The following is a 21,176-nucleotide window of genomic DNA, read 5'->3' on the forward strand; positions in this document are numbered from 1 at the left end:
CCAAGGTGGAACCAGCGCGATTGGAGTATTTGACATGCCTAAAACATATACCCTCACCCGCGAAGATAGCAAGAAGGCGCAATCCAGAGCCCACGAGCTTCAAAACAAACTCCGGAGCGGTGAAGCGCGGCGCTCCGCCGCCGCAATGATCGCGGCGGCTTTGATACAGGGAAGGAGCGCTATCGAGGCCCGCCAAACCGGCTCTGCCCTTCTGGAAATATCCTGGCCCCTCTACGAACTTGAATTCGGCCAGGGCAATAGAATTCGCTTCGCTGGCGATGCTGAACACGCAAAAGCATTGACCCAGAAAATAGAGGCCATGCTGGGGGAGCACACTCCTGAAATGGTGGCGTCTCATTGGCTCGAAAGCGCGTTGGCCGTCCTTACCACGTGTCAGATCATGCTGGCGCGAAATGTCGAATTCCCTGGCCTGCCGCTTAAGATGCAAAGCCTTGCGGAGCGCAATCCGAGTGCGATCGGCGAGCTGATCGCGCTCATCAATGCGCCCGAGAGCGGCTTTTCTGACGTGGATCGCCTCAGGCTCTTGGAAGGCATGACGCCTACAAACCCGCCATCCGCTGTCGCGCGCCACGTCGCTGAGCTGCTTGAACGTGCGTTTAGGCAATCGAATGCAGGCGCGGAGGCGATCCAATGAGTTCGGGGCACGCCACAGTAAGGCCCCGCTTCAACCTTTCCGGCACCGTGTGGAAGCAGGCAGAGAAAGAACGGAACTGGCTTTTGCACCGGGACAAGATACCCGTAAATCCCACGGGGGTGACCTCCGTGCACCGAGAGAAGGCCGCAACGCTAACCCACGAGGAAGCGCTTGATGCGCTTGCCCGCGTAGGCGAAGCGGGCGGATATGGCATCGGCTACTTGCCCCGCCCCGGTTCAGCTATGGTTGCCGTTGATATTGACGATGCATTCGACGCCGACGGGCTATTCCTTCGGCCAGAGATCGCGGCGCTTGTCGAAGACGCCGGAACCTATGTTGAAATCTCGCCGTCTGGCACCGGACTGCGTGGTCTGATCGCGCGAAGCGACGGAGACGAGAAGGTAAACGGTGCTGAACACGGGGGCGTCGGGCTATTCGCAGACGGAAAGAAGTTCTGCACCGTCACCGGTCACAACTACAACGGCGTTTGTGAGGTCAAAGAAGCTGCCACCTTTAAGGATCGTGTGCTGAGATATCGCGAGGAACACGGAGCGGCGAAGGGAAAGGCTGAGACCGGGGCCGACGTGGACACGAGCGCACAGCGGCACCAGGAGTCCAACCGCTCGACCTGGCGGGGGATACCCACCCGGAACCGCGCCGCTGCACTCACAGAGGCGCTGCAGCGCGTCCCTGCGCCGGAAACTGACGACGAGTGGGTGCGGATTAGCGCTGCGATCCACAGCGCTAGCGACACTTTGGGCGAACACGTTGCCCAAGACATTTGGCAAAACTGGTGCGACGAGATCGGCGGGGACCAAAGCCAGAACGAAAAGCGCTGGGGGAGCTTCGACAGTTCTCAACAGGGTGGCGTCACGGTTGCCACGGTATTCTCGGAGGCCGAAAAGAACGGGTGGCGATCCGCGCCGCACGTGTTCAGCGCGATCGGGCCGGGAGACTTGGAAGCGCTGGGTATCAGCCCCAATGCATCGGGGCCAGCTTCCGGCAATATCTTCTTTCCCGCGTCCGACTTGCACGGCCAAGCCGTCCCGGCGAGACAATGGCTCGTTCCGGATATGATACCACGGGGGACCGTCACGCTTCTGGGTGGCGACGGGGGCACCGGCAAAAGCCTTCTCGCGCTGCAATTGGCCGTTGCGGTGGTGCTTGGCCAGAATTGGCTTGAACGATCGGCTGCGAGCGGAAATGCGGTCTACCTATCCGCCGAGGACGACAGGGCCGAATTGCATCGGCGGCTAGACAAGATCACGCACGCAGCGGGGTCATCGCTATCAGCCCTGGATAAGCTGTCATTGTGCAGCCTCGCCGGTAAGGATGCTCTACTCGCCACCGGGCCGGACAAAATGGGAAGGCTGAACACGTCGCCTCTGTTTCGTGCTGTGCAGCGCGCGGCGCTCCGTGAGAAGCCGTCGCTTATCGTTCTGGACACGCTCGCAGACTTGTTCCCGGGCAATGAAAACGACCGGGCGCAGGCGCGGCAATTCATCGGAATGCTGAGGGGGCTGGCAATGGCGACGGACAGCGCCGTGTTGCTTCTGGCGCACCCCAGCCAGCACGGGCTTTCGACGGGGGCTGGAACCTCGGGCTCAACAGCTTGGAACGGCTCTGTCCGCTCACGCTTATATCTCGCGCGGGACACTCGGGACGGATACGAGCCAGACCCGGACGCGCGAATGCTTAGCACGAAAAAGGCCAACTACGGCCCGGTCGGCGGGGAAATCCGCATCCGGTGGGATGACGGGGTGTTTGTGCCGATGCATTCCACGGGGGGCTCAGCCAGCGCGCCCGACGCGGAGGCCGAGCGCGTGTTCCTCAAATTGCTAAACGATTACCAAGCCAGGGGGCAGCACGTGAACGCAAAAGGGGGGTCCAATTATGCCCCATCCACATTCGCAAACGACTCGGATGCAGAGAACGTCCCCAAGCAAGCGTTCCGCCGCGCAATGCAGTCCCTGCTCAAGAAGGGGCGCATAGTCGAAGCTGAACACGGCTCCCCGACCAGATCGCGAAAGCACTTGGCGCTAGCATCAAGCAACGAGACCGAGACGAGCGATACAGGGGCCGCCGGAGAAAATGGGCTTTCAGACACCACGGGGGAGATCGAGCCCCGAGCGTTATCTAGCGAGTAACTAAGTCAGTCAGTTTCAAGTTGGTCGAGGGGGTGGGACACCCAAACCCAAAGGGGTGTTCCACCCCCTGGGGGGTATAAGGGGGGGGGGCGGAAGGTGGGTCGGAACGGGGTCGGAAGGGGGTTGGCAGGGGGTCGGAAGCCGGGCGCAACAGCCTCGATAGCTCGGAAACTAGAGGCTAACTAAGACAAATATCGCCAAAACTAGTGTTTATATCACTATGATCTTGTGCCTGAATACAACGCAAGCTTTCCAATCAGCTTCTCTACAGCGGCCATTCGCATAACGGGCAGCGAGCAAGAACTTTAAGCTAGTTGCGATCTCATAGATCAACCTTGCCTGTCGCGCCTACAGCTACCCGCTATAAGACACCGAAGCCCAGGACGCGAACCGCAGCGAGTACATTAGTGATGCATCACCCGTACGGCATGAAGATCGCCCTTGGGTGCGCCATGCCGTAGTTTGGCCAGTGCAGCTTATGCCTACGATCACCCACTGAAATCCCGCTGCCGCAGCGGATAAATCTGCCCCCCGAAATCAAAGCTGTACCAAGATTTGTTGAGGTGGGATTGAACCTAAATTCCTGCCCAAGTATCGAACACTGTCCTTCTATTTCAGCAACTTCTTTTCGCAGATCTAGTTGAAAGTAGCTACTCCCCCGTACTTTCTGAACGCGCAAAAAGTTGGTTCGGAAGTCAACGTCCCATTTATCACCCGAATTTACCATCAGGTCGTTTTTTTCAACCAATATATCAGGCCACATATCTTCTTTTGGAATATATATATCAAGTAGAGCCTGACCGTCGTCCAACGAATACTGGATAATTGGTGTCTCGTAGTACGAGAAGATGACCGGAGTATCAATGAAAGTGTTCGAACCAACCATAAAAGAAGTGGTGTCGGCATCACTTCCAAGTTCACCTCGAACTTTTCCCGCGAGCTTATTACATGGATTTTCCTTAAGCGCGTAGCAACGCTCACGACGCATCTTACCAAGGCTACGATGGCAAGTTGGGCATAATGCAATCATTTCATTGGGATCATGATGCGGCTGCTCAGAAAATTGAACAATGTGGTGATACTCAAGGATTGGAGAACCGCATTTCGCGCATCCAAAGTACGCTTCTTGCCGCAGTTGTCGCCGCACCTCCGCCGGAATATGTCGGCTCACCTTACCGTCCATGCCCAACCTTCTCATTGAAAATGCAATCCATAAATTCCGCCTCATGATATAAGCAGCGAGCGAGTTTTGCAGGCTACACAGCAACAGCTGATCGTCCACAGCGTTGGTAACAGATAGCAAGCCGTTCAAATGTTTTGCCGCCAGTATAAATGCTCAAATGGCGATTTTAAAGTTGCGTGCCGCGTTCCTGAGATGGAAATGCGGAATCGCTCGCAATCTGGCCACAAGGCTAAGCGCTACGGGTGACTAGGAGGCCCAGCGAGGCCCTCAATTCGTTTCCGGCACGGCGCTAGGGTGAGTCCGAAATCGGTTGCGCGGCGGGCGCAGCTTGCCCTTGAGATAAAGCCTGCCCGCAGCCGCAGATCCAGGAGCGCGCTCAATGCCTTCATGTACGCGGCATCTGTCAGAGCCCCGGACGCATGCTTGACGACACCGAGCACCCGTCCGCGTTTCGGCGGTGCATCGTGGCGCGTTCGCCAAACCGGCTTGCAAGGCTTCCACGGGGGGCGTGCCCCAAGAATATCCACCGCATGCCTTCCGGTGGAGCCCAGCCGCGCGGCACTGCATCACTTTACGCGCCGCAGCTCTTGCCTCGTGGTGCCAATCCTCGCGCGAGCGAGCTTTAGGGTCGATCGCATCCGGGTCGGGCCGACCAGACTGCCCACGGGTCAGATCACCTATTCGGCGGTTTGTGGTCTTGTCGCGCATGTCAGTTTTGCCCCGCGCCAGCACTGTCGCCATACAAGATACCACATCGTCTCACTATTCGCACCTTGCGCCTCTAGGGGCGATCTTTGCAAAGCCGTGCAATACGACACTAAGCTTTTAACTATGTAGGAGATTAATTTTGGGGGTCTTCGCAAACTGTGTTGGTCGGCTCAGCGGGACGTTTCCGCCGTTCGCAGCAACTGCTCAGCTTGCACTCCACTGAAAAATCACTCGGACGGAACGGTGGAGAGCTGCCATTCGCCGTGGGGTGGGGGGTCAAACGAACCTCCAAGGAGCGCAACCAAACGGACCAAGCACTCGTCACAGAAGACTTTCGATAAAGTTTCTATTTGGAAAAACCACGAAGAAAGGAAATCCGTCAGTCACAATGTACAATTCGGTAAACGTGGCAGAAAGACGATCTGGGAGTGTTTGCGGTGATCTGCGTCAAGCTAAAATCCGCGAGAAATCAAGACGACACATGAATATAGATCAATGTGATCTCCTTATCGCCAGGCCGGAGTGAGACAAAGTGGAAGTTTGCCCCATGATCTGAATGAGAGTCACAATCTCTCGATACTTTTTAGCCACACATCGAACCCCGGGCATTCCTTGCGGATTTTATCAACTCCAATCCCCTCGGAAATTAACTCTCCATTCACTACCTTATTATACCCACTGTGAATGGATATCAGCCTTTTACTTGGTGCGGTGAGCGCGCCGTTGTTGATATCTTCAGGCGTCTCGTAGGAATTCCTTATTTCCCAAAGTTTCGGCAAATGCTCATCGCCGATAAGCGACGATATCACTTCAACGTCCGAAAATAAAAGCGCCTCAAACTCATGCATTTGAACGTAGGGAATAAATCTTTCGGAGAGATCTTCGCCGATTTTATCACGAACTTGACTCTCGAACTCTTCCATAAATATCCACGCCTTCTCCTGCGAGTTTGATCCACCACGGCAGGCTTCGCTATATCCAGGGAAATCACTATCCATCCTGAAGTAATCAAAGAATGTAGTGCAGAACACCGCCCGATCGGTTTTTAAGGTCAGCTTTACATCAAGCAATACTCTGGCGAAGTTAACATTCCCCCCTTTGCGACCAGGGCGACCAAGCAATGAAGGCGAAGCATATATCTGCTTTGGGGCAAGATATGGTGACAAAACCTTCTTGACAAACGCCTCCTCAGTCTGCCCTTCGCAGATAACAATAACTCTACTCATGTCCAGGACGCCCGCCGAGGATATTTTTATTCCAAAGTTCTCCGAGAGAGTACTCTTCAAGCCAATCCTGCAAAAGATCAGCATCCAGTTTCCCAAAGGTGCTGCTGCCACCATCACGCTCAACAATTAGGATATTTTCTGGTGAAAAATGGTTCACCAACTCTGTAGACTGAGTTGATGTAATAACTTGCATTCGATTGGACGCACTTTGAAAAAGAGAGGCCAGCAGTGTAATGGCGTAAGGGTGGAGTCCCAATTCTGGCTCATCAATAATAATGGTCGAGGGTGGATCGGGCTGGAGTAATGCCGTAGCCAAGCAGATAAATCTAATTGATCCGTCCGATAGTTGGGACGGCCAGAGAATGTAGTCACTTCCTTTTTGGCGCCACCGAAGATTTATTTGTTGTTCTTGGCTTGGCAACTCTCTTGGCTCAAGGTGGAAATCATCAAAAAACGGTATTGCTAGAGAAATCGTATCTACAATGCTCTTGTAGCAACGTTTATTTTTCTTCTTTAGGCGATACAAAAAAGCAGCGAGGTTCGCAGCGTCGTGTCGCAAGAATAGATTGTCATCTTCCGCGCCATATCTTTTTACCAAGGCGGTGTCGCTAGTGTCGTGGAAGTGATAGATCTGCCAGTGCGATATAGACTCGTAGGCATATGATATCATATCGCCCTCAGTCCCAGTGAACTCTCGCTCGTAATGAGATTTTGGGAGTTTTGCCTCTGCGTGCCCATTCCCCAAGTTTATCCACTTTTCCCCGTAGCGCCCATTAAAATAAATATCCTCACTTAGGAATATAAGTCCACCATTATCTACGGGTACTAATTTAAAGTCATACCCGTTTAGACCAAATCTAATTTTCGAACGAATTTCTTGACTATGCTTTATACCGTAGCTTAGGAGGCGGTCAGCGCCGCCCTGCTGACCAGACCAGACTTGAAGGTTTCCCTTCATCATCTCGGATAGTAACTTGAAGAATGCCACAAAACTGCTTTTTCCTGCGCCATTGGCACCCAAAACAACATTGAGTCCCGTTAACTCAATTTCTTGTGTTTGATCAATAGACTTGAATCCCGAGATAAAAATCTTGCTGATAGTTTTTCTTTTATCCATCCCAAGCCCTCCATGTGTCCACTTCACATCCGATGCAACGTGAGATGTTAGCGCCGCACCATAACGCTATCTTTTGCATATGATGAAAAGTATCAAAAATGTCCATGCAGGCTCTTGAAGCTCGTGATGTTTCACGCACCTAATGTCGTCGTCCCACAGGTCAGGCGCGATCATGTCGAGCGGGTGAAGGGAATTACAGCTCCAAATTGCTGCATCGCAGCAGTCGTTTGGCAGCTTGGAAGGCTGCTTTGGCCTGGCAGCGAAAGGCGTGCCCATGCTGCAACTGCGGAGCCGTGACGGTGGACGCGGTCAGTTTGGGCTCGAAGCTGACGTCTGACCACAGTAGCACCAAGCGTATGAGGCAAGCATCATTTCTGCTGGTTGCATCCCTTCCATCCGGACTTCCAGCCACCAGATGTAGCCATTCAGGTTCTTTATAACTGGCCCGGAGAAGGTCTTGATGCAGCTGCCGTAGAGGGCGTGCAGCGAGTTCACATTGCGGACACCCCCTAATTTTAGGTTGGCGTACCCAATTTTGGTCTCGCTGCATTACAACTAAAACCGTGGCGAATTTAGGGGTGCCAGGGGGGTAAAGCGCGGGTGTTCGCCCGGTTCGACTCCTGCCACACCCACCGGGCAAGAAAGAAGCCAACGGCAGCGCCCGCGAGCGTAGGAGCGGAACTTATGTGCCCGTCACTCTGCACGAGCGCCACAATTGCGCCAAGCAGTATGGCTACGAAGAATAAAGCGACAGCCAACGCCCGAAGAAGCCACTTCGACAAGGCAGGCTTCTGCGCCACGTGGAAAATGCCAGAGAAATCCAAGCGCCTCGACCACAGAGCCCAGGCTGTAAGACCCATACTGGCCCCGGCAGCGATGCGTTCGGGGCTTAGGCACGGCCCCATTCGGCAAATGCTGTTGTCGTATCTGTCCAACTGAACGCCCGACACGATCAGCCAAACCGCCAGCATCGACATGATAACCGCAACAATTATCCGCATTTCGTCCCCGCTTGTTTCCGACGCACGCTAGTCCGGGGGTTTCCGCGCGCAAGCGAAGCGAATTTAGGGGCGATTTAGGGGCAGTGAGCCCAGCAATCAAAATTGTCGTTTAATTTTAGGGGTGTATGGCGGAGAGGAAGGGATTCGAACCCTCGAGACGGTTTCCCGCCTACACACTTTCCAGGCGTGCGCCTTCGACCACTCGGCCACCTCTCCGCCGCGCGGTCTAGCGGAAGTCTCTAGGCAGGTGCAAGGGCCTCGGCGCGATAAATTTCCTCGGACATGGCGACGCCGCGTGAGCCGGCTCAGCCGCCGATGTGAAGGGTCAAGCGGCGGTTCTGCTTGCCCTTGTTCTCGATCTTGCCGAGCCGTGCGGGGCCGATCTCGCCGGTTCGGGCGACATGCGTGCCGCCGCAAGGCTGCAGATCGACCTGGCTATCGCCTTCGCCGATGCGGACCAGCCGGATCCGGCCCGCGCCGCGCGGCGGCTGGACGGACATCGTCTTCACAAGGCCCGGATTGGCGTCGAGATCCGCCTCGTCGATCCAGTCTTCGCTCACCGGCAGATCGCGGGCGATGAGCGCGTTGAGCTCCGCCTCCACCGCATCGCGGTCCTCGGGCGGCTCGGGCATGAGAAAATCGAGCCGGCCTTTTCCCGCGCCGATCTGGCCGCCCGTCACCGGAAGCGGGATCGCGACGGAGAGAAGGTGCAGCGCGGTGTGCATCTGCATATGCGCGAAGCGCCGGTCCCAATCGAGCCGCTGGGTCACCTCTGCGCCCACGGGCGGCAGGGAGACGGGCTCGGAGGGCACCAGCACCACCGCGTCACCCTGCCCCTTTACCGCCGTCGCGATCGCAATCTCTCCATGCTCCGAGAGAAGCGTGCCGCTATCGCCGGGCTGTCCACCACCCGTGGGGTAGAACAGCGTGCGGTCGAGCACGATGCCGCCTTCCTCGGTCAGCCCGGCCACGCGGGCACTGGCCTCGCGCTGATAAGGATCGGTCCGAAACAGCAAGTCCGTCATCTCGTGTCACTCTCCGTCGGGATCGCCGCCGCCCGTGCTGCGTTTCATCGCAGCCGGCATCGCGGCGCGCTCGTCCATGCTTTGTGGTGTCTGGTCCTGCCCTGCAAACCCGCGATGATCCGCGCTGCCGCGCCCCGTGAGCTCTTCGGCGTTGCGAAGCCACAAATCGCGCTGCGGGAACGGGATCTGAATCCCCTCCTCGGCGAAGCGCTCGGCGATCTGGTGGTTCATCTCCGTCTGAACTTCGAAGATCTCCAGGATATCCGTCAGGATCACGCGGATCTCGAACTCGATGCCACTGTCGGCAAAGCCCTTGAACCAGACATAGGGGGCTGGGTTCATGAACACGAGCGGATGCGCGCGCGCGATGGACAACAGGATCCGTTCGACCTTGCGCGTGTCAGAGCCGTAGGCCACGCGCACCGGCACGATCAGGCGGCCGAACGTGTTGCCGCGCGTGTAGTTTGTCACCGTGCCGGTCACGAGGTCCGAGTTCGGCACGATCACATCGAACCGGTCGAAGGTCTCGATCCGGGTGGAACGCACCGAGATGTCCTTCACGAAGCCCATGTTGTCGCCGACCGCGATCCAGTCGCCCTCCCCGATGGGCCGCTCGATCAGAAGGATGATCCCCGAGACGAAGTTCGACACGATGTTCTGAAGGCCGAAGCCGATGCCGACGGACAACGCACCGGCGACGAGCGCGATGGAGGACAGATCGATCCCCGCCGCCGCGAAGGCGATCAGCGCGGCGGTAAAGACGCCGATATAGCCGACGCCGGCGACGATGGCGTTGCGCCCGCCGATATCGATCTTGGTCTTCGGCAGGACGCTGGAGCGCAGCCCGCCCTGAAGGCCCCGCGTCAGTGCGTAGCCGATCAGAAAAACGGCGATGAAGTAGAGAAAATCAGCCGGGCGGATGCGGCTGTCTCCGACCTGGTAGCCGGCAGTGAAGGTCGCCCAGAGCTCCGTCAGGTCGGAGACCCGCGCGCCCCAGATGAGCGCCAGCGCGGGCAGCGCGGTCAGCAGAAGAAGGAAGCCCGCGAAGACCGGCACGAGGCTGTTGGCCTCCTGCACGGTCTTGCCCGCCACCAGCAGATAGAGATCCGACACGAACCGCAGAAGCACCAGCACCGTGCCCGCGAGCACCAGCGTCGCGATCATCGGGAAGGTCAGCGCCTGCGCGACCTGCAGGTATCCGGCAGCCGCGAAAACAGGTGCCGCGACGGCCGTCAGCACCACGAGCCGCCCGAACACGCGGCCGATCCGCATACGGAACGCCATCGGATCGGGAGATTCCGGATCGTCGATCTCGGTATCGAGCACCGCGCGGCTGAAGATCGTCCCGATGCGGAACATCAGAACGCTGGCGACCACGATGATCGGGAAGGCGAGGACCGCCGCCACTTCCGAGGAATAGTCGTCGACCTCGGTGAAAACGGAGCGCACACCGCTCAGCACGACGAGGATCGCGAGCGCACTGAAATAGAAGCGCGCCTCCGTCCGCCGCGCGGAATCGAGCGGCATAGTCGCCTCGTCATCGTCCGGCGAGAAGGTCTGTTGTGCCAGCCAGCGGATATAGACGAAGACGCCGACCCAGATCGGCAATCGGCGCAGGATCACCTCGCCGCGCTCCCCGATCAGTTCGGTATATTCCAGACCGAGCGCGATCAGGATGATGCCGGTCAGCGGCAGGATGATCATGCCGAGCGACGCGATGAAGCGCCACACGCCCGAGGCGCGGCGCGAGATGCGGTTGCGGAGCCAGTGCACGCCCGATTCCGCCCAGGCCCGTCCGCGCGCCAGGAGCAGGATGCCGAAGAGCCCCATGCCCAGTGCGACCGGCAGCCGCTCCCGGTCAAGCTCGTCGTCACCGGCGAAGATCTCGCCTTCCGCCTCGTCCCAGAAGGCCCGGATCGAGCGCGCAAGTTCCTCGAGGGCGCCGGGCCAGAGCGCGGGATTGAGCGGCGTCGGACCTTGCGAGAAGAGCCGCTCGGCCGCACGCGCCCGGATGCGCGCGTCGATCTCGCGGATGAGACCGTCGGCGCGGGTGAAGGCCTCCTCGGCGGTCACGATAGGCGCGCGCGCCTCCTCGAGCTGGGCGTTCAGCGCGGCCCGGCGATCAGCCACATCCTGCGCCTCTTCTTCGCCTTCCTCAGGTGCGGGCCCCAGAGCGTTCAGCTGCGCTTCAAGCGTCTGGATGCGCGCGTTCTGCTGATTCTGAAGGATGCTGAAACGGTCACGATACCCGACGAGGTCGCCCCGGATCCGCTCCAGAAGGCCGGTTGGCGGCTCGCCATCCGCGAGCGTTCTCTCGATCCGCTCCGCGGTATCGCTCCAGGCGGAGAAATCGACATCGAGCGCGTCGTCAGGCGGCGCGATGTCGGACAATTCGTCGGATGGGTCGGGCCCGGTGAGCGCTTCGCCCAGTGCCTCGACGCCCTCGGTGGCCGCCTCGGCGGGTGCGGATTGCTCCTGTGCGATGCCCGCGACCGGCAGCCATGCCAGACACAGGACGAGCGCTGCGGCGAGCCGGCGGATCGCCGCGATGCGTCTCATGTGTCCTCGAAAACGCCCGGAATGGAGGCAGGCGCCTTGTCGAGCCACGGCGGTGTCGGAAGGCCCTTGGCCTCGAGAAACTCGCGGTTGAAGAGCTTGGACTGGTAGCGGTTGCCGTAATCGCAGAGGATCGTGACGATCGTATGCCCCGGCCCCATCTCGCGAGCCATGTGCATCGCGCCCGCGACGTTGACCCCGGTCGAGCCGCCCATCACGAGCCCTTCATGCTGCAATAGGTCGAAGACGATGGGCAGCGCTTCGGCGTCGGGCACGCGGCACGCGAAATCGGGCGTGTAACCGTCAAGATTGGCGGTGATCCGCCCTTGCCCGATCCCTTCGGTGATGGAATCGCCAGGGTTTTCCTCGCCGGTCATCAGCTTGAGCAGGCCCGCGCCCTCGGGGTCGGCAAGACCGACTTTCACGCCCTTTGGCTGCAGCGCCGCCGCGACACCCGCGACCGTCCCGCCCGATCCGGCGGCACAGATGAAGCCGTCGACCTTGCCGCCTGTCTGCTCCCATATCTCGGGTCCGGTCGTCTCGATATGGGCCTGGCGGTTGGCAACATTGTCGAACTGGTTCGCCCAGATCGCGCCATGCGGTTCGGTCTTGGCAAGCTCTTCCGCCAGTCGGCCCGAATAGCGCACGTAGTTGTTGGGGTTCTTGTAGGGCGCGGCCGGCACCTCCACGAGTTCCGCACCCGCAAGCCGCAGCATGTCTTTCTTTTCCTGGCTCTGGGTCTCGGGAATGACGATGACCGTCTTGAAACCCATCGACGCGCCAACGAGCGCGAGGCCGATCCCGGTATTGCCCGCCGTGCCCTCGACGATGGTGCCGCCGGGCTCGAGCAGACCCTTCTCCACCGCGTCACGGATGATGAACAGCGCCGCGCGATCCTTCACCGACTGGCCGGGATTCATGAATTCCGCCTTGCCGAGGATCTCGCAGCCGGTCTCCTCGCTCGCCTTGCGAAGGCGGATGAGCGGCGTGCGGCCAATCGCGTCAGCCATGTCCTTTGCGATACGCATGGGCGGTCTCCTTTGCTTGTCCCGCTCGGTTGCCCTTGGGTGTAGGGCGCAGGTCGGGCGAACTCAAGCGCCCGTGCGCAAGGCGGGCCTTTCCCGCGCAAGCCAGAGCAGCATCATCGCGAGCGGCCCGGCATTGACTTCGCCCGTCTCGACGAGCCCCATCGCCGCGTCGAAGGAAATGACGTGGCTGCGGATATCCTCGTTTTCCTCGTCGAGCCCGGCAAGGACCGTGCCGCGTCCGGCCAGATCGGCCAGCCCCAGGAAGCAATGGAAATACTCGGTCGAATAACCGGGGGAGGCATAGACCTTGAGCATGGGGCGCATGTCAGAAAGCTCGAGCCGTGCCTCCTCGACCGCCTCGCGCCGCGCGGTCTCCATCGGATCCTCGCCCGCATCGACAAGCCCCGCGATGGGTTCCAGCACCCAAGGCCCCGGATCGCCGCGCATGAGCGGGCCGTAGCGAAACTGCTCGATCAGAAGCACCTGGTCCGTCACCGGATCATACGGCAGAACGAGCGCCGCATCGAAGGCGCAGAACGCCTCGCGCGTCACCGCCTCCGAATAGCCGCCGCGATATTGCGGGTAGCTGACTGTAAAGCGCCGCAGCCGGAAGAACCCGTCATGCCCGCCTTCCGCGATTTCGAGGCGCGGCAGGTCCCCCCGCCCCATATCAGTTCGAAGCGCGTGCGGCGCGCCCTCCGCTGCCATCTCGCGGGCCCAGCCGCGGGCGCAGAAAACGGACCACAGCGCGTGCGCCGCGTCCGCGTCGGTCTTGCCGTACCGCGCCATCACCTCCTCGGCCGCCGAGACCATCACCGTCGCCCAGCGAGACGCCCAATCCTCGATATCGAAGAGCGCGCCCAGTTCCGGCCGCGTATCCGACAGGTAGACCCTCGCCTCGCGCGGCCCCGTCTCGGTCTCGACAGTGACGGTCTCTGGGCGGTAGCCGAACCCTTCCTCGAAGAAGTCGAGCCGCGCCGCCGCTTCGGCGGAGACATCGACCAGAACGCCGTCCGCGTCCGAGCCATCCTTCGCGATCAGAACCGGATAGGCCTGACCGGCAACCCAGTGGACCGCGTGCCCGGCCAGCGACGCGCGCTCCGCCTTGGCGGGCGTGCCCGCGACGCGCTCAAACAGCTCCGGATGGCGGAGCGTGCCGTAAAGAAAATACCTAGTCATGTCAGCGCCAGTAGTGGCTCGCGACTTCGGCCGCAACGGCCACGATGATCGCGCCGATCGCCATCAATCCCAGGATATTGAGCGTCAGCAGAAAAGAACCGTATTCGAGGAAATACGTGATTGCGCCGTCGATCGCCTCGAAAACGGTCCGGTACTTGCGGTCCATCGAATCCGCGACCATCTGCTCGACCGCGTGCACGAAGAGGCAGACCACCGTAGTCGCGAAGGTGCCCGTGATCCCGTTGGTGATCGCAGCGGACGTGCCCTTGCCGACCCGCGCACCGATGAACTTCCAGCCGCCGAAGAAAGCGATGAGCGCGTTGACCTCCGACACAGCCCCGACCGTGATCGAGCTAGGCAGGCCCGCCTTCACCATTTCGGTGACCACGAAGGCCAGCGCTGCGAGCAACAAGCCCGCGACAAGTTTCGGTGCCGTGGGCATGTGTTCTCAACCCGGACGAGACAACGTGATCTGCGTGACGTCGCAATTCCCCGTCGCGAAGGTCGCGGCGCAGGACGTCAGATAGAAATTCCACATGCGGCGGAAGCGGTCGTCAAATCCTAACTGCGCCACCTCGTCCCATTTGCGGTTGAACGTGTCATGCCAGCGACGGAGCGTCTGGTCGTAGCTGTCGCCGAACTCGATGCTGCGTAGAACCTCGAGCCCGGCGCGCTTGATCTCGTCGCGCAGCACCACCGGCGAAGGCAGCATGCCGCCAGGGAAGATGTATTTCTGGATGAAATCGGGCCCGCGCTTATAGACGTCCCAGCGGCGGTGATCGACGGTGATGACCTGCAGCGTGGCCGTCGCGCCTGGCTTGAGCCGGTCTTTGACGGTGTTGAAATAGACCGGCCAGTAGCGCTCCCCGACCGCCTCGAACATCTCGATGGAGGCGATGCCGTCATAAAGCCCGCGCTCGTCGCGGTAATCCTGCAACTTGAACTCGACCCGGTCCTCGAGCCCCGCGCGCCGAATGCGCTCCTTGGCGTAGTCGTATTGCGCCTGGCTGATGGTGAGCCCCGTCACCCGCAGGCCGCGCTCCTTCGCGGCATATTCGGCAAAGCCGCCCCAGCCGCAGCCGATCTCGAGCACGTGGTCACCGGGCTGCGCGCCCATCTGGTCCACCATCGAGGCGTATTTGGCGATCTGCGCCTTCTCGAGGCTCTCCTGGCCGGTATCGAACTTGGCCGAGGAATAGGTCATCGTGTCATCGAGCCAGAGCTGGTAGAACTCGTTGCCGAGATCGTAGTGCTGCGCGATGTTGCGACGCGCCTGGGTCTTGGAATTGGATTTCAACCAGAACCGCAGCCGCTCGTAGGCGCGCAGGAGCCCCATGCCGGGAAATCCGTCGTAGATGTCCTCGTTGTCCGCATGGACGAGATCCATGAAGGCCTGCAGGTCCGGCGTCGACCACCAACCGTCGAGATAGCCGTCGCAGAACCCCAGATCGCCCTCACGGATGAGGCGCGCAAAGAGATCGGGATTGTGCAGATGCAGCTCGGCGACCGGTCCGGGATTGCGCCCGTCTGCGCGGAAAACGCGCCCATCCGGCATCACGAAGTCGATGCGTCCATTGTTCATCTTTTGCGACATGTCGAAGACTTGCGCAAAATACCGCGGCAGGCCGTCTTGGCCCTGCGTCGAGGTCAATACCATCGAGTTCCCCATTTCATCCGACGCTCCAGACACGGGCGCCGGGTGTGTCCCGTTTCACGGCAAGCTATAGCGCGGAGGCCGCACCCCGCAAGTTGACGCCGGGACATGCGTTCAGAAGTCACGGTTCTCATAGGCGTCAAGCGCGCGCTGCCGACCTTCTTTCGCACCCACGATCGGCTCGGGGTAGTCGTCATCCGGCGAGATTTTCCAGCTGCGCGGAATGGCCTCGAAATAGGACAGAGCCGTCTCGGGTGGGTTGTTCTGCCCTTCGGCGATCCAGCGATTGATGAATGTGCGGTCCTTGTCGAACCGGTCCACCTGCGTTTCGGGATTGAAGACGCGGAAATAGGGGGTCGCGTCGGGGCCGGAGCCCGCCGACCATTGCCAGCCCATCGCGTTGGAGGCCGGATCCCAGTCGATCAGGCAATCCTCGAACCATTCCTTGCCGATCTTCCAATGGCACATGAGGTGTTTGCAGAGGTAGGAGGCGACGATCATTCGGCCGCGATTGTGCATCCGGCCCGTCACGTACATCTCGCGCAGAGCCGCATCGACGAACGCCATGCCCGTCCGGGCGCGCTTCCACGCGATGACCTCGGATTTGCGCTCGTCCTCGTTCCAGGGAAAGGCATCCCATTCCTCGCGCCAATTGCCGGTCTCGAGCTGCGGCGTGTGCCAGAGAAGGTGGTAGGCGAACTCGCGCCAGACGAGCTCCTGAAGAAAGGTCTGCGCGTCGTCCTTGCCATCGTTCAGGGCGCGCATGCCCGCGGCCCAGCATTGATGCGGCGTGATCTCTCCGAGCGCGAGGTTCTCCGACAGGTTCGAGGTGCCGTCCACCGCCGGGATGTCGCGGTTCGCTTTGTATGCCCCGATCTTCGAGGACACGAACGCGCCGAGCCGCGCTTGCGCCGCGCTCTCGCCGAGCTGCACATAGGGGCGCACCACGTCCGCGCCGCGATCCATGCCCGCCCCGAGGCTCCACTCGTCCAGCGCATCGCTCGCGGGCCAGTCAGCTGGCGCGGGGATCTTGCCTGGCGTCGCGATCGGCTCGGGCACCTCGCGATCCTTCACCGCGCGCCAGAACGGCGTATAGACCTTGTAGAACTCGCCCTGCTTGGTTTCGACGCTCCACGGTTCGAACATCAGGTGTCCGGCGAAGCTTTTGGCCTCGAGCCCGTCATCCTTGAGCCCCGACTTCACGCGCTCGTCGCGCTCGACGCTGTCCGCATCGTAGGCGCGCATCCAGTAGACCGCCCCCGCCCCGGTTTCCTCCACCAGCTTTCGCAAGACTTCGAGCGGCGGGCCTGCGCGCAGGATCAACCGGCTGCCCTTCTCCGCGTAGCTCTCGCCCAGCACGCCGAGGCCGAGGCCCAGCCGCCAGACCGGTGCGGTGCCAAGCTTGTCGACCAGGTTGTCGCGGATGAAGACCGGGATGACCGGACCGCCACGCCTGGCCGCGGCGTCGAGCGCCGGATGGTCCGAGAGCCGCAGATCGCGGCGATGCCAAAGGATCGTGGGTCGCGTGTCGGCCAAAGGTCTCTCCCGGAATTGCGGCGCATGTTCCGGGAAAGCTAGCGTGGGCGCGCGAGGGTCAACAGACCCCGCGCGTCATGACCCGGCCTCAGACCTTGGAGCGGCGCGGCGGCTGACCTCCGCCTTGACGGCGCGCGGTGCCCCGCGCCTGTCCCGGCTTGCCCGGCCCCTTGCCCGCACGATGCGGCGGGGTGAAGCGCTGGGAGGTGTCGGATGCCTTGCTGCGGGGTTTCGCTTGCGCGGTCGCCGCCTCGGGCTTGTCCTTCGGCTTTTTCGGGCGCCCGGCTTTCGCATCGGGTTTCTGGCCGAACGGCTTCTTGCCCGCGGGTTTGGATGCGCTCTCGCCGGCGGAAGTCGTCTTCTTCCAGTCGGGCTTGGCGGGCTTGCGAGCCTCAGGCGCCGCGCGCTCTTCGCGGGGCTTCGCCGCAGGCGCAGGCCGGTCTTTCTTCCAAGCGGGTTTATCGCCTGGCTCGCGGCTTTTCTCCTCACGCGGGGCCGACGCGCGCGCGGGCTTGTCCTTCTTCCACTCAGGCTTGTCGCCTCGAGGGCGGTCGGACTTGTTCGCCTTCCAGTCGGGCTTGTCGCCGCGCGGACGCTCGGGCTTGCCCGGCGCGCGCCTCGGCGCGGGCGCAGGGCGGCTCATATCCGGCACACCGTCGAGCTTCTGCGCGATCACGCCCTGTTCAAGTTCGCCGCCCTCACCGAGGCTTGCAAGAAAGCCCTCGGCGCTGGGTGCGGCCAATTCCACGTAGGTTTCGGCATCCTGCACGCGGATCGCGCCGACCGCGTCCTTGTCGAGCCCGCCGGTCCGCAACAGCAGCGGCAGGAGCCAGCGCGGCTCGGCGCGGTCCTTGCGGCCCACCGAGAGGGAAATCCATACGCTCGGCCCGAACGGCGCGCGCTCTTTCACGGGGCGGTCTTTCGGGCATGCGCGCTCTTCGGGAGCGGACAGCTCCTCGGGCGCGGAATGACGGGTGCGGTAGAGGCGCAGATAGGCAGCGGCCACGGCTTCGGGGCTTTGCTGTGCGAGCAGTTTCGCGGCGAAGGACGCCTGTTCCTCGGTGATCTCGCTCGCCCAGTCAGGATCGGCCAACAGCCGCTCCTCGTCGCGCGCGAGGATGTCTTCCGCGCCGGGCGCTGTGGTCCAGTCGGCGGTGACGCGCGCGGTCTTCAGCAGACGCTCGGCTTTCTTGACGGCTTTCGGCGGCACGATCAGCGCGGAGATGCCCTTGCGCCCTGCCCGGCCGGTCCGGCCAGAGCGGTGCAGAAGACCTTCGGAGGTCTTGGGAAGCTCGGCATGCACGACGAGTTCGAGGTTCGGCAGGTCGATCCCGCGCGCGGCGACATCGGTTGCAACGCAGACCCGCGCGCGCCCGTCGCGCATCGCCTGAAGCGCATGACTGCGTTCGGATTGGCTAAGCTCGCCCGACAGGCACACGACCGCGAAGCCGCGATTTGCAAACCGCGCCGTCAGACGGTTCACGGTCGCCCGCGTGTTTGCAAAGACGATCGCGTTTTCCGCATCGTGGAAGCGCAGGACGTTGATGATGGCGTTCTCGGCATCGCGCTCAGCGACGCGCAGTGCCTGGTATTCGATATCGGTGTGCTGGCTCGAGCCGGAGCTTGTCACGACGCGCCGCGCATCCTGCTGGTATTCGGAGGCGAGCTTTTCGATCATCGGCGGCACGGTGGCCGAGAACATCAGCGTGCGGCGATCCTCAGGCGCTTCGCCCAGCATGAATTCGAGATCCTCGCGGAATCCCAGATCAAGCATCTCGTCCGCCTCGTCGAGCACGACGGCGCGGATCGACGACAGATCGAGGGAGCCGCGCTGGATATGGTCGCGCAGTCGGCCCGGCGTGCCGACAACGATATGCGCTCCGCGCTCAAGCGCCCGTCGCTCGTCGCGCATGTCCATGCCGCCGACGCAGGTCGCAACCGACGCGCCGGTCTTCGCATAGAGCCATGTCAGCTCGCGGCTGACCTGGAAGGCCAGTTCCCGCGTGGGCGCGACAATCAGCGCGAGCGGCGCGGAGGCCGGCATCGGCACCCGGCCCTCTTCAAGGATGGTCGGCCCGATGGCGAGGCCGAACCCCACGGTCTTCCCCGAGCCGGTCTGCGCGGAAACGAGAAGGTCCGCGTCATCAAGACCCGGATCCGTCACCGCGTCCTGAACGGGCGTCAAAGTGGTGTAGCCACGCTCTTCGAGCGCATCGGAAAGGGTCTGGATCATTCTGGGAAACCGATCTTGAGAAGTGCCGCGAGAGGCTCGCAGTCCGCCAAAGGGGGGCGGAGATTGCGCCTCATAGCGCGAACTGCGCCCTCTGTATATGGCATTTCGCGCAGTGCGCCTGACATGGCCCATCTGCGCGCAGTGCATAACAGCGATGATCGGTAGGATGGGATCACCGGGCGGGATCGGCCCCGCCCGGTGTGATTGTCTTTACCGCGGCTCTGTCCGCAGGCCCTTAAAGATGGCCCAGCAGAGGAACAAGAGAACCACCGTGAAGATGATGCCCGTGGCATTCACCATCGCCTGAAGCGCCGTCAAACCGCCGCCGATCAGGAGCGTGATCGCAACGACGCCCTCGATCGTGGCCCAGAAGACCCGCTGCGCCGTCGGCGCTTCGGTCTTGCCGCCCGCGGTGATCGTGTCGATCACGAGGCTTCCCGAATCCGACGAGGTGATGAAGAAGACCAGCACCAGGATGATCGCCAGCGACGAGGTGATCGTCGTGAGGGGCATGTCCCCGAACATCGCGAACATCGCGAGAGAGTCGTTATAGTTGGCGATGACGTTCTGGTATACGCCGCTCTCGGTGCCCATCTCCGCGACCTGAGTGATCGCGGTGCCGCCGAAGGTCGCCATCCAGAAGACGCCCACGAGGGTCGGGATCAGCATCACGCATGTGATGAACTCGCGCACCGTGCGGCCACGGCTGACGCGGGCGATGAACATGCCCACGAACGGTGACCAGGAGATCCACCAGGCCCAGTAGAACGAGGTCCAGCTTTCGCGGAAGCTGTCATCGTCGCGACCGATCGGGTTCGACAGCGGCACCACGTCCATCACGTAGGTCGACAGACCGTTCCAGACGTCCCGGAGGATCTGCATCGTCGGCCCCGCGAAGAATACGAAAAACACGAGAAGGACTGCAAAGCACATGTTCACGTTCGACAGGAGCTTCACGCCGCCGTCGATGCCCCGAATAACCGAGAACAGCGCAACTGCGGTCACGCCCGCGATCACGACGATCTGGGTATTGAGCGAGTCCGGCACGCCGAACACGTAGCTCAGCCCCGACGTCGCCTGCTGCGCCCCAAGGCCGAGCGAGGTCGTCAGGCCGAAGAGCGTCGCGAAGACCGCGATGATGTCGATGATATGGCCCGGCCAGCCCCAGACCCTGTCGCCCATCAGCGGGTAGAATGCCGACCGGATGGAGAGCGGAAGCTGCTTGTTGTAGGTGAAAAGCGACAGCGCGAGCGCAACCACCGCGTAGGCCGCCCAGGGGTGCAGGCCGAAGTGGAAGATCGTGGCCGCCAGCCCGTGTCCACGCGCATCTGCAAGTTGCGCCTGGTCGATCTCACCGGTCTCGGTGTTGATCGGCCCTTCGAGACCGAGCGGGTTCGACACCTGCATGTGATAGACGGGCTCAAGCACGCCGAAGAACATGAGGCCGATGCCCATACCAGCGGCGAACAGCATCGCGAACCACGACAGGTAGCCGAAATCCGGCGTCGCATCCGTGCCGCCGAGCCTCACTTTGCCGAGCGGGCTGACCACCAGATAGAGGCAGAACAGCACGAAGATGTTCGCCGCCGAGAGGAAGGCCCAATCGAACGTCGTGGTTACGAAGGTGAAGAGCCAGTTGAAGACGGCCGACGCGGATTCCTGGAAGATCAGGGTGACAAGGACGAAGACGAGGACTGTCAGAGACGAGATCAGGAAGACCGGGTTGTGGATGTCGAAGACGAGCGGGCCGATCTTCTTTTCCACATTGTCCTGGCCGACCTTATAGGTCGTATCGATCGTGTTGACGTCGCCGTCGGGACTGGGAATGTCCAAGCCTTCCGACTCCGATGAAGCGTCGGTCATGTCGCACCTCCGTTGTTGGCGTTTTCTTGCTCAACATCTCAAGTAGAGCCCACGGACCTGCGACA

14 protein-coding genes and 1 tRNA gene are annotated in these 21,176 nt (G+C 61.2%); 2 read left to right on the forward strand and 13 right to left on the reverse strand.

Features of this window, described 5'->3' with window-relative positions; genetic code table 11:
* Window positions 1-34: 34 nt before the first annotated feature.
* The gene (locus tag BM171_RS06825) at window positions 35-655 is read left to right on the forward strand and encodes a hypothetical protein (protein WP_139218675.1); all 621 of its coding nucleotides are present in this window, start codon (window positions 35-37) and stop codon (window positions 653-655) included.
* Window positions 652-2,802, forward strand: coding sequence for an AAA family ATPase (locus BM171_RS06830; RefSeq protein ID WP_093010076.1), 2,151 nt, complete (start codon window positions 652-654; stop codon window positions 2,800-2,802). Before BM171_RS06825 ends, BM171_RS06830 begins: the two co-directional genes overlap by 4 nt.
* Before the next feature lie 415 nt (window positions 2,803-3,217).
* Here BM171_RS06830 and BM171_RS06835 read toward each other — a convergent pair whose 3' ends face one another.
* From BM171_RS06835 to BM171_RS06900, 13 genes are all read right to left on the reverse strand, one after another.
* Complete coding sequence (locus BM171_RS06835; protein WP_175497504.1) at window positions 3,218-3,985, reverse strand: HNH endonuclease; 768 nt, start codon at window positions 3,983-3,985, stop codon at window positions 3,218-3,220.
* 1,271 nt (window positions 3,986-5,256) lie between these two features.
* Entirely contained in the window at window positions 5,257-5,919 is a 663-nt protein-coding gene (locus tag BM171_RS06840) for a DUF4276 family protein (RefSeq protein WP_175497505.1), read from the reverse strand.
* Entirely contained in the window at window positions 5,912-7,036 is a 1,125-nt protein-coding gene (locus BM171_RS06845) for an AAA family ATPase (protein WP_093010079.1), read from the reverse strand. The genes BM171_RS06840 and BM171_RS06845 overlap by 8 nt, the downstream gene beginning before the upstream one ends.
* Before the next feature lie 1,127 nt (window positions 7,037-8,163).
* A tRNA-Ser gene (locus BM171_RS06855) sits at window positions 8,164-8,253 on the reverse strand.
* A gap of 89 nt (window positions 8,254-8,342) precedes the next feature.
* A complete protein-coding gene (locus BM171_RS06860; protein WP_093010081.1) occupies window positions 8,343-9,062 on the reverse strand; it encodes an alanyl-tRNA editing protein in 720 nt (239 codons plus the stop codon).
* A 6-nt stretch (window positions 9,063-9,068) separates the two neighbouring features.
* Window positions 9,069-11,621 carry a DUF3772 domain-containing protein gene (locus BM171_RS06865; RefSeq protein WP_093010082.1) on the reverse strand — a complete coding sequence of 851 codons (2,553 nt, stop codon included), beginning with the start codon at window positions 11,619-11,621 and terminating at the stop codon, window positions 9,069-9,071.
* Window positions 11,618-12,646, reverse strand: a complete 1,029-nt coding sequence (locus BM171_RS06870) for a cysteine synthase A (protein ID WP_093010083.1) — start codon at window positions 12,644-12,646, stop codon at window positions 11,618-11,620. The genes BM171_RS06865 and BM171_RS06870 overlap by 4 nt, the downstream gene beginning before the upstream one ends.
* 63 nt (window positions 12,647-12,709) lie before the next feature.
* On the reverse strand, window positions 12,710-13,825 hold the full coding sequence (locus BM171_RS06875; RefSeq protein ID WP_093010084.1) for a gamma-glutamylcyclotransferase: 1,116 nt from the start codon (window positions 13,823-13,825) through the stop codon (window positions 12,710-12,712).
* Window position 13,826: 1 nt separating this feature from the next.
* Entirely contained in the window at window positions 13,827-14,267 is a 441-nt protein-coding gene (locus BM171_RS06880) for a TrgA family protein (protein ID WP_093010085.1), read from the reverse strand.
* A gap of 6 nt (window positions 14,268-14,273) precedes the next feature.
* A complete protein-coding gene (locus BM171_RS06885; protein WP_093010086.1) occupies window positions 14,274-15,482 on the reverse strand; it encodes an SAM-dependent methyltransferase in 1,209 nt (402 codons plus the stop codon).
* A gap of 111 nt (window positions 15,483-15,593) precedes the next feature.
* On the reverse strand, window positions 15,594-17,015 hold the full coding sequence (locus BM171_RS06890) for a cryptochrome/photolyase family protein (RefSeq protein ID WP_093010087.1): 1,422 nt from the start codon (window positions 17,013-17,015) through the stop codon (window positions 15,594-15,596).
* A gap of 88 nt (window positions 17,016-17,103) precedes the next feature.
* Entirely contained in the window at window positions 17,104-19,248 is a 2,145-nt protein-coding gene (locus BM171_RS06895) for a DEAD/DEAH box helicase (protein ID WP_093010088.1), read from the reverse strand.
* 210 nt (window positions 19,249-19,458) lie between these two features.
* Window positions 19,459-21,111, reverse strand: a complete 1,653-nt coding sequence (locus BM171_RS06900) for a BCCT family transporter (protein WP_093010089.1) — start codon at window positions 21,109-21,111, stop codon at window positions 19,459-19,461.
* Window positions 21,112-21,176: the final 65 nt, after the last annotated feature.

This window comes from Roseivivax halotolerans, from assembly GCF_900115815.1.
Lineage (GTDB): Bacteria > Pseudomonadota > Alphaproteobacteria > Rhodobacterales > Rhodobacteraceae > Roseivivax > Roseivivax halotolerans.

Excerpts from the sequence above, each read along its gene's own strand:
- BM171_RS06825 (WP_139218675.1), top strand. The coding sequence starts at position 35 with ATGCCTAAAACATATACCCTCACCCGCGAAGATAGCAAGAAGGCGCAA.
- BM171_RS06830 (WP_093010076.1), top strand. The coding sequence starts at position 652 with ATGAGTTCGGGGCACGCCACAGTAAGGCCCCGCTTCAACCTTTCCGGC.
- BM171_RS06835 (WP_175497504.1), bottom strand. The coding sequence starts at position 3,985 with ATGGACGGTAAGGTGAGCCGACATATTCCGGCGGAGGTGCGGCGACAA.
- BM171_RS06840 (WP_175497505.1), bottom strand. The coding sequence starts at position 5,919 with ATGAGTAGAGTTATTGTTATCTGCGAAGGGCAGACTGAGGAGGCGTTT.
- BM171_RS06845 (WP_093010079.1), bottom strand. The coding sequence starts at position 7,036 with ATGGATAAAAGAAAAACTATCAGCAAGATTTTTATCTCGGGATTCAAG.
- BM171_RS06860 (WP_093010081.1), bottom strand. The coding sequence starts at position 9,062 with ATGACGGACTTGCTGTTTCGGACCGATCCTTATCAGCGCGAGGCCAGT.
- BM171_RS06865 (WP_093010082.1), bottom strand. The coding sequence starts at position 11,621 with ATGAGACGCATCGCGGCGATCCGCCGGCTCGCCGCAGCGCTCGTCCTG.
- BM171_RS06870 (WP_093010083.1), bottom strand. The coding sequence starts at position 12,646 with ATGCGTATCGCAAAGGACATGGCTGACGCGATTGGCCGCACGCCGCTC.
- BM171_RS06875 (WP_093010084.1), bottom strand. The coding sequence starts at position 13,825 with ATGACTAGGTATTTTCTTTACGGCACGCTCCGCCATCCGGAGCTGTTT.
- BM171_RS06880 (WP_093010085.1), bottom strand. The coding sequence starts at position 14,267 with ATGCCCACGGCACCGAAACTTGTCGCGGGCTTGTTGCTCGCAGCGCTG.
- BM171_RS06885 (WP_093010086.1), bottom strand. The coding sequence starts at position 15,482 with ATGGTATTGACCTCGACGCAGGGCCAAGACGGCCTGCCGCGGTATTTT.
- BM171_RS06895 (WP_093010088.1), bottom strand. The coding sequence starts at position 19,248 with ATGATCCAGACCCTTTCCGATGCGCTCGAAGAGCGTGGCTACACCACT.
- BM171_RS06900 (WP_093010089.1), bottom strand. The coding sequence starts at position 21,111 with ATGACCGACGCTTCATCGGAGTCGGAAGGCTTGGACATTCCCAGTCCC.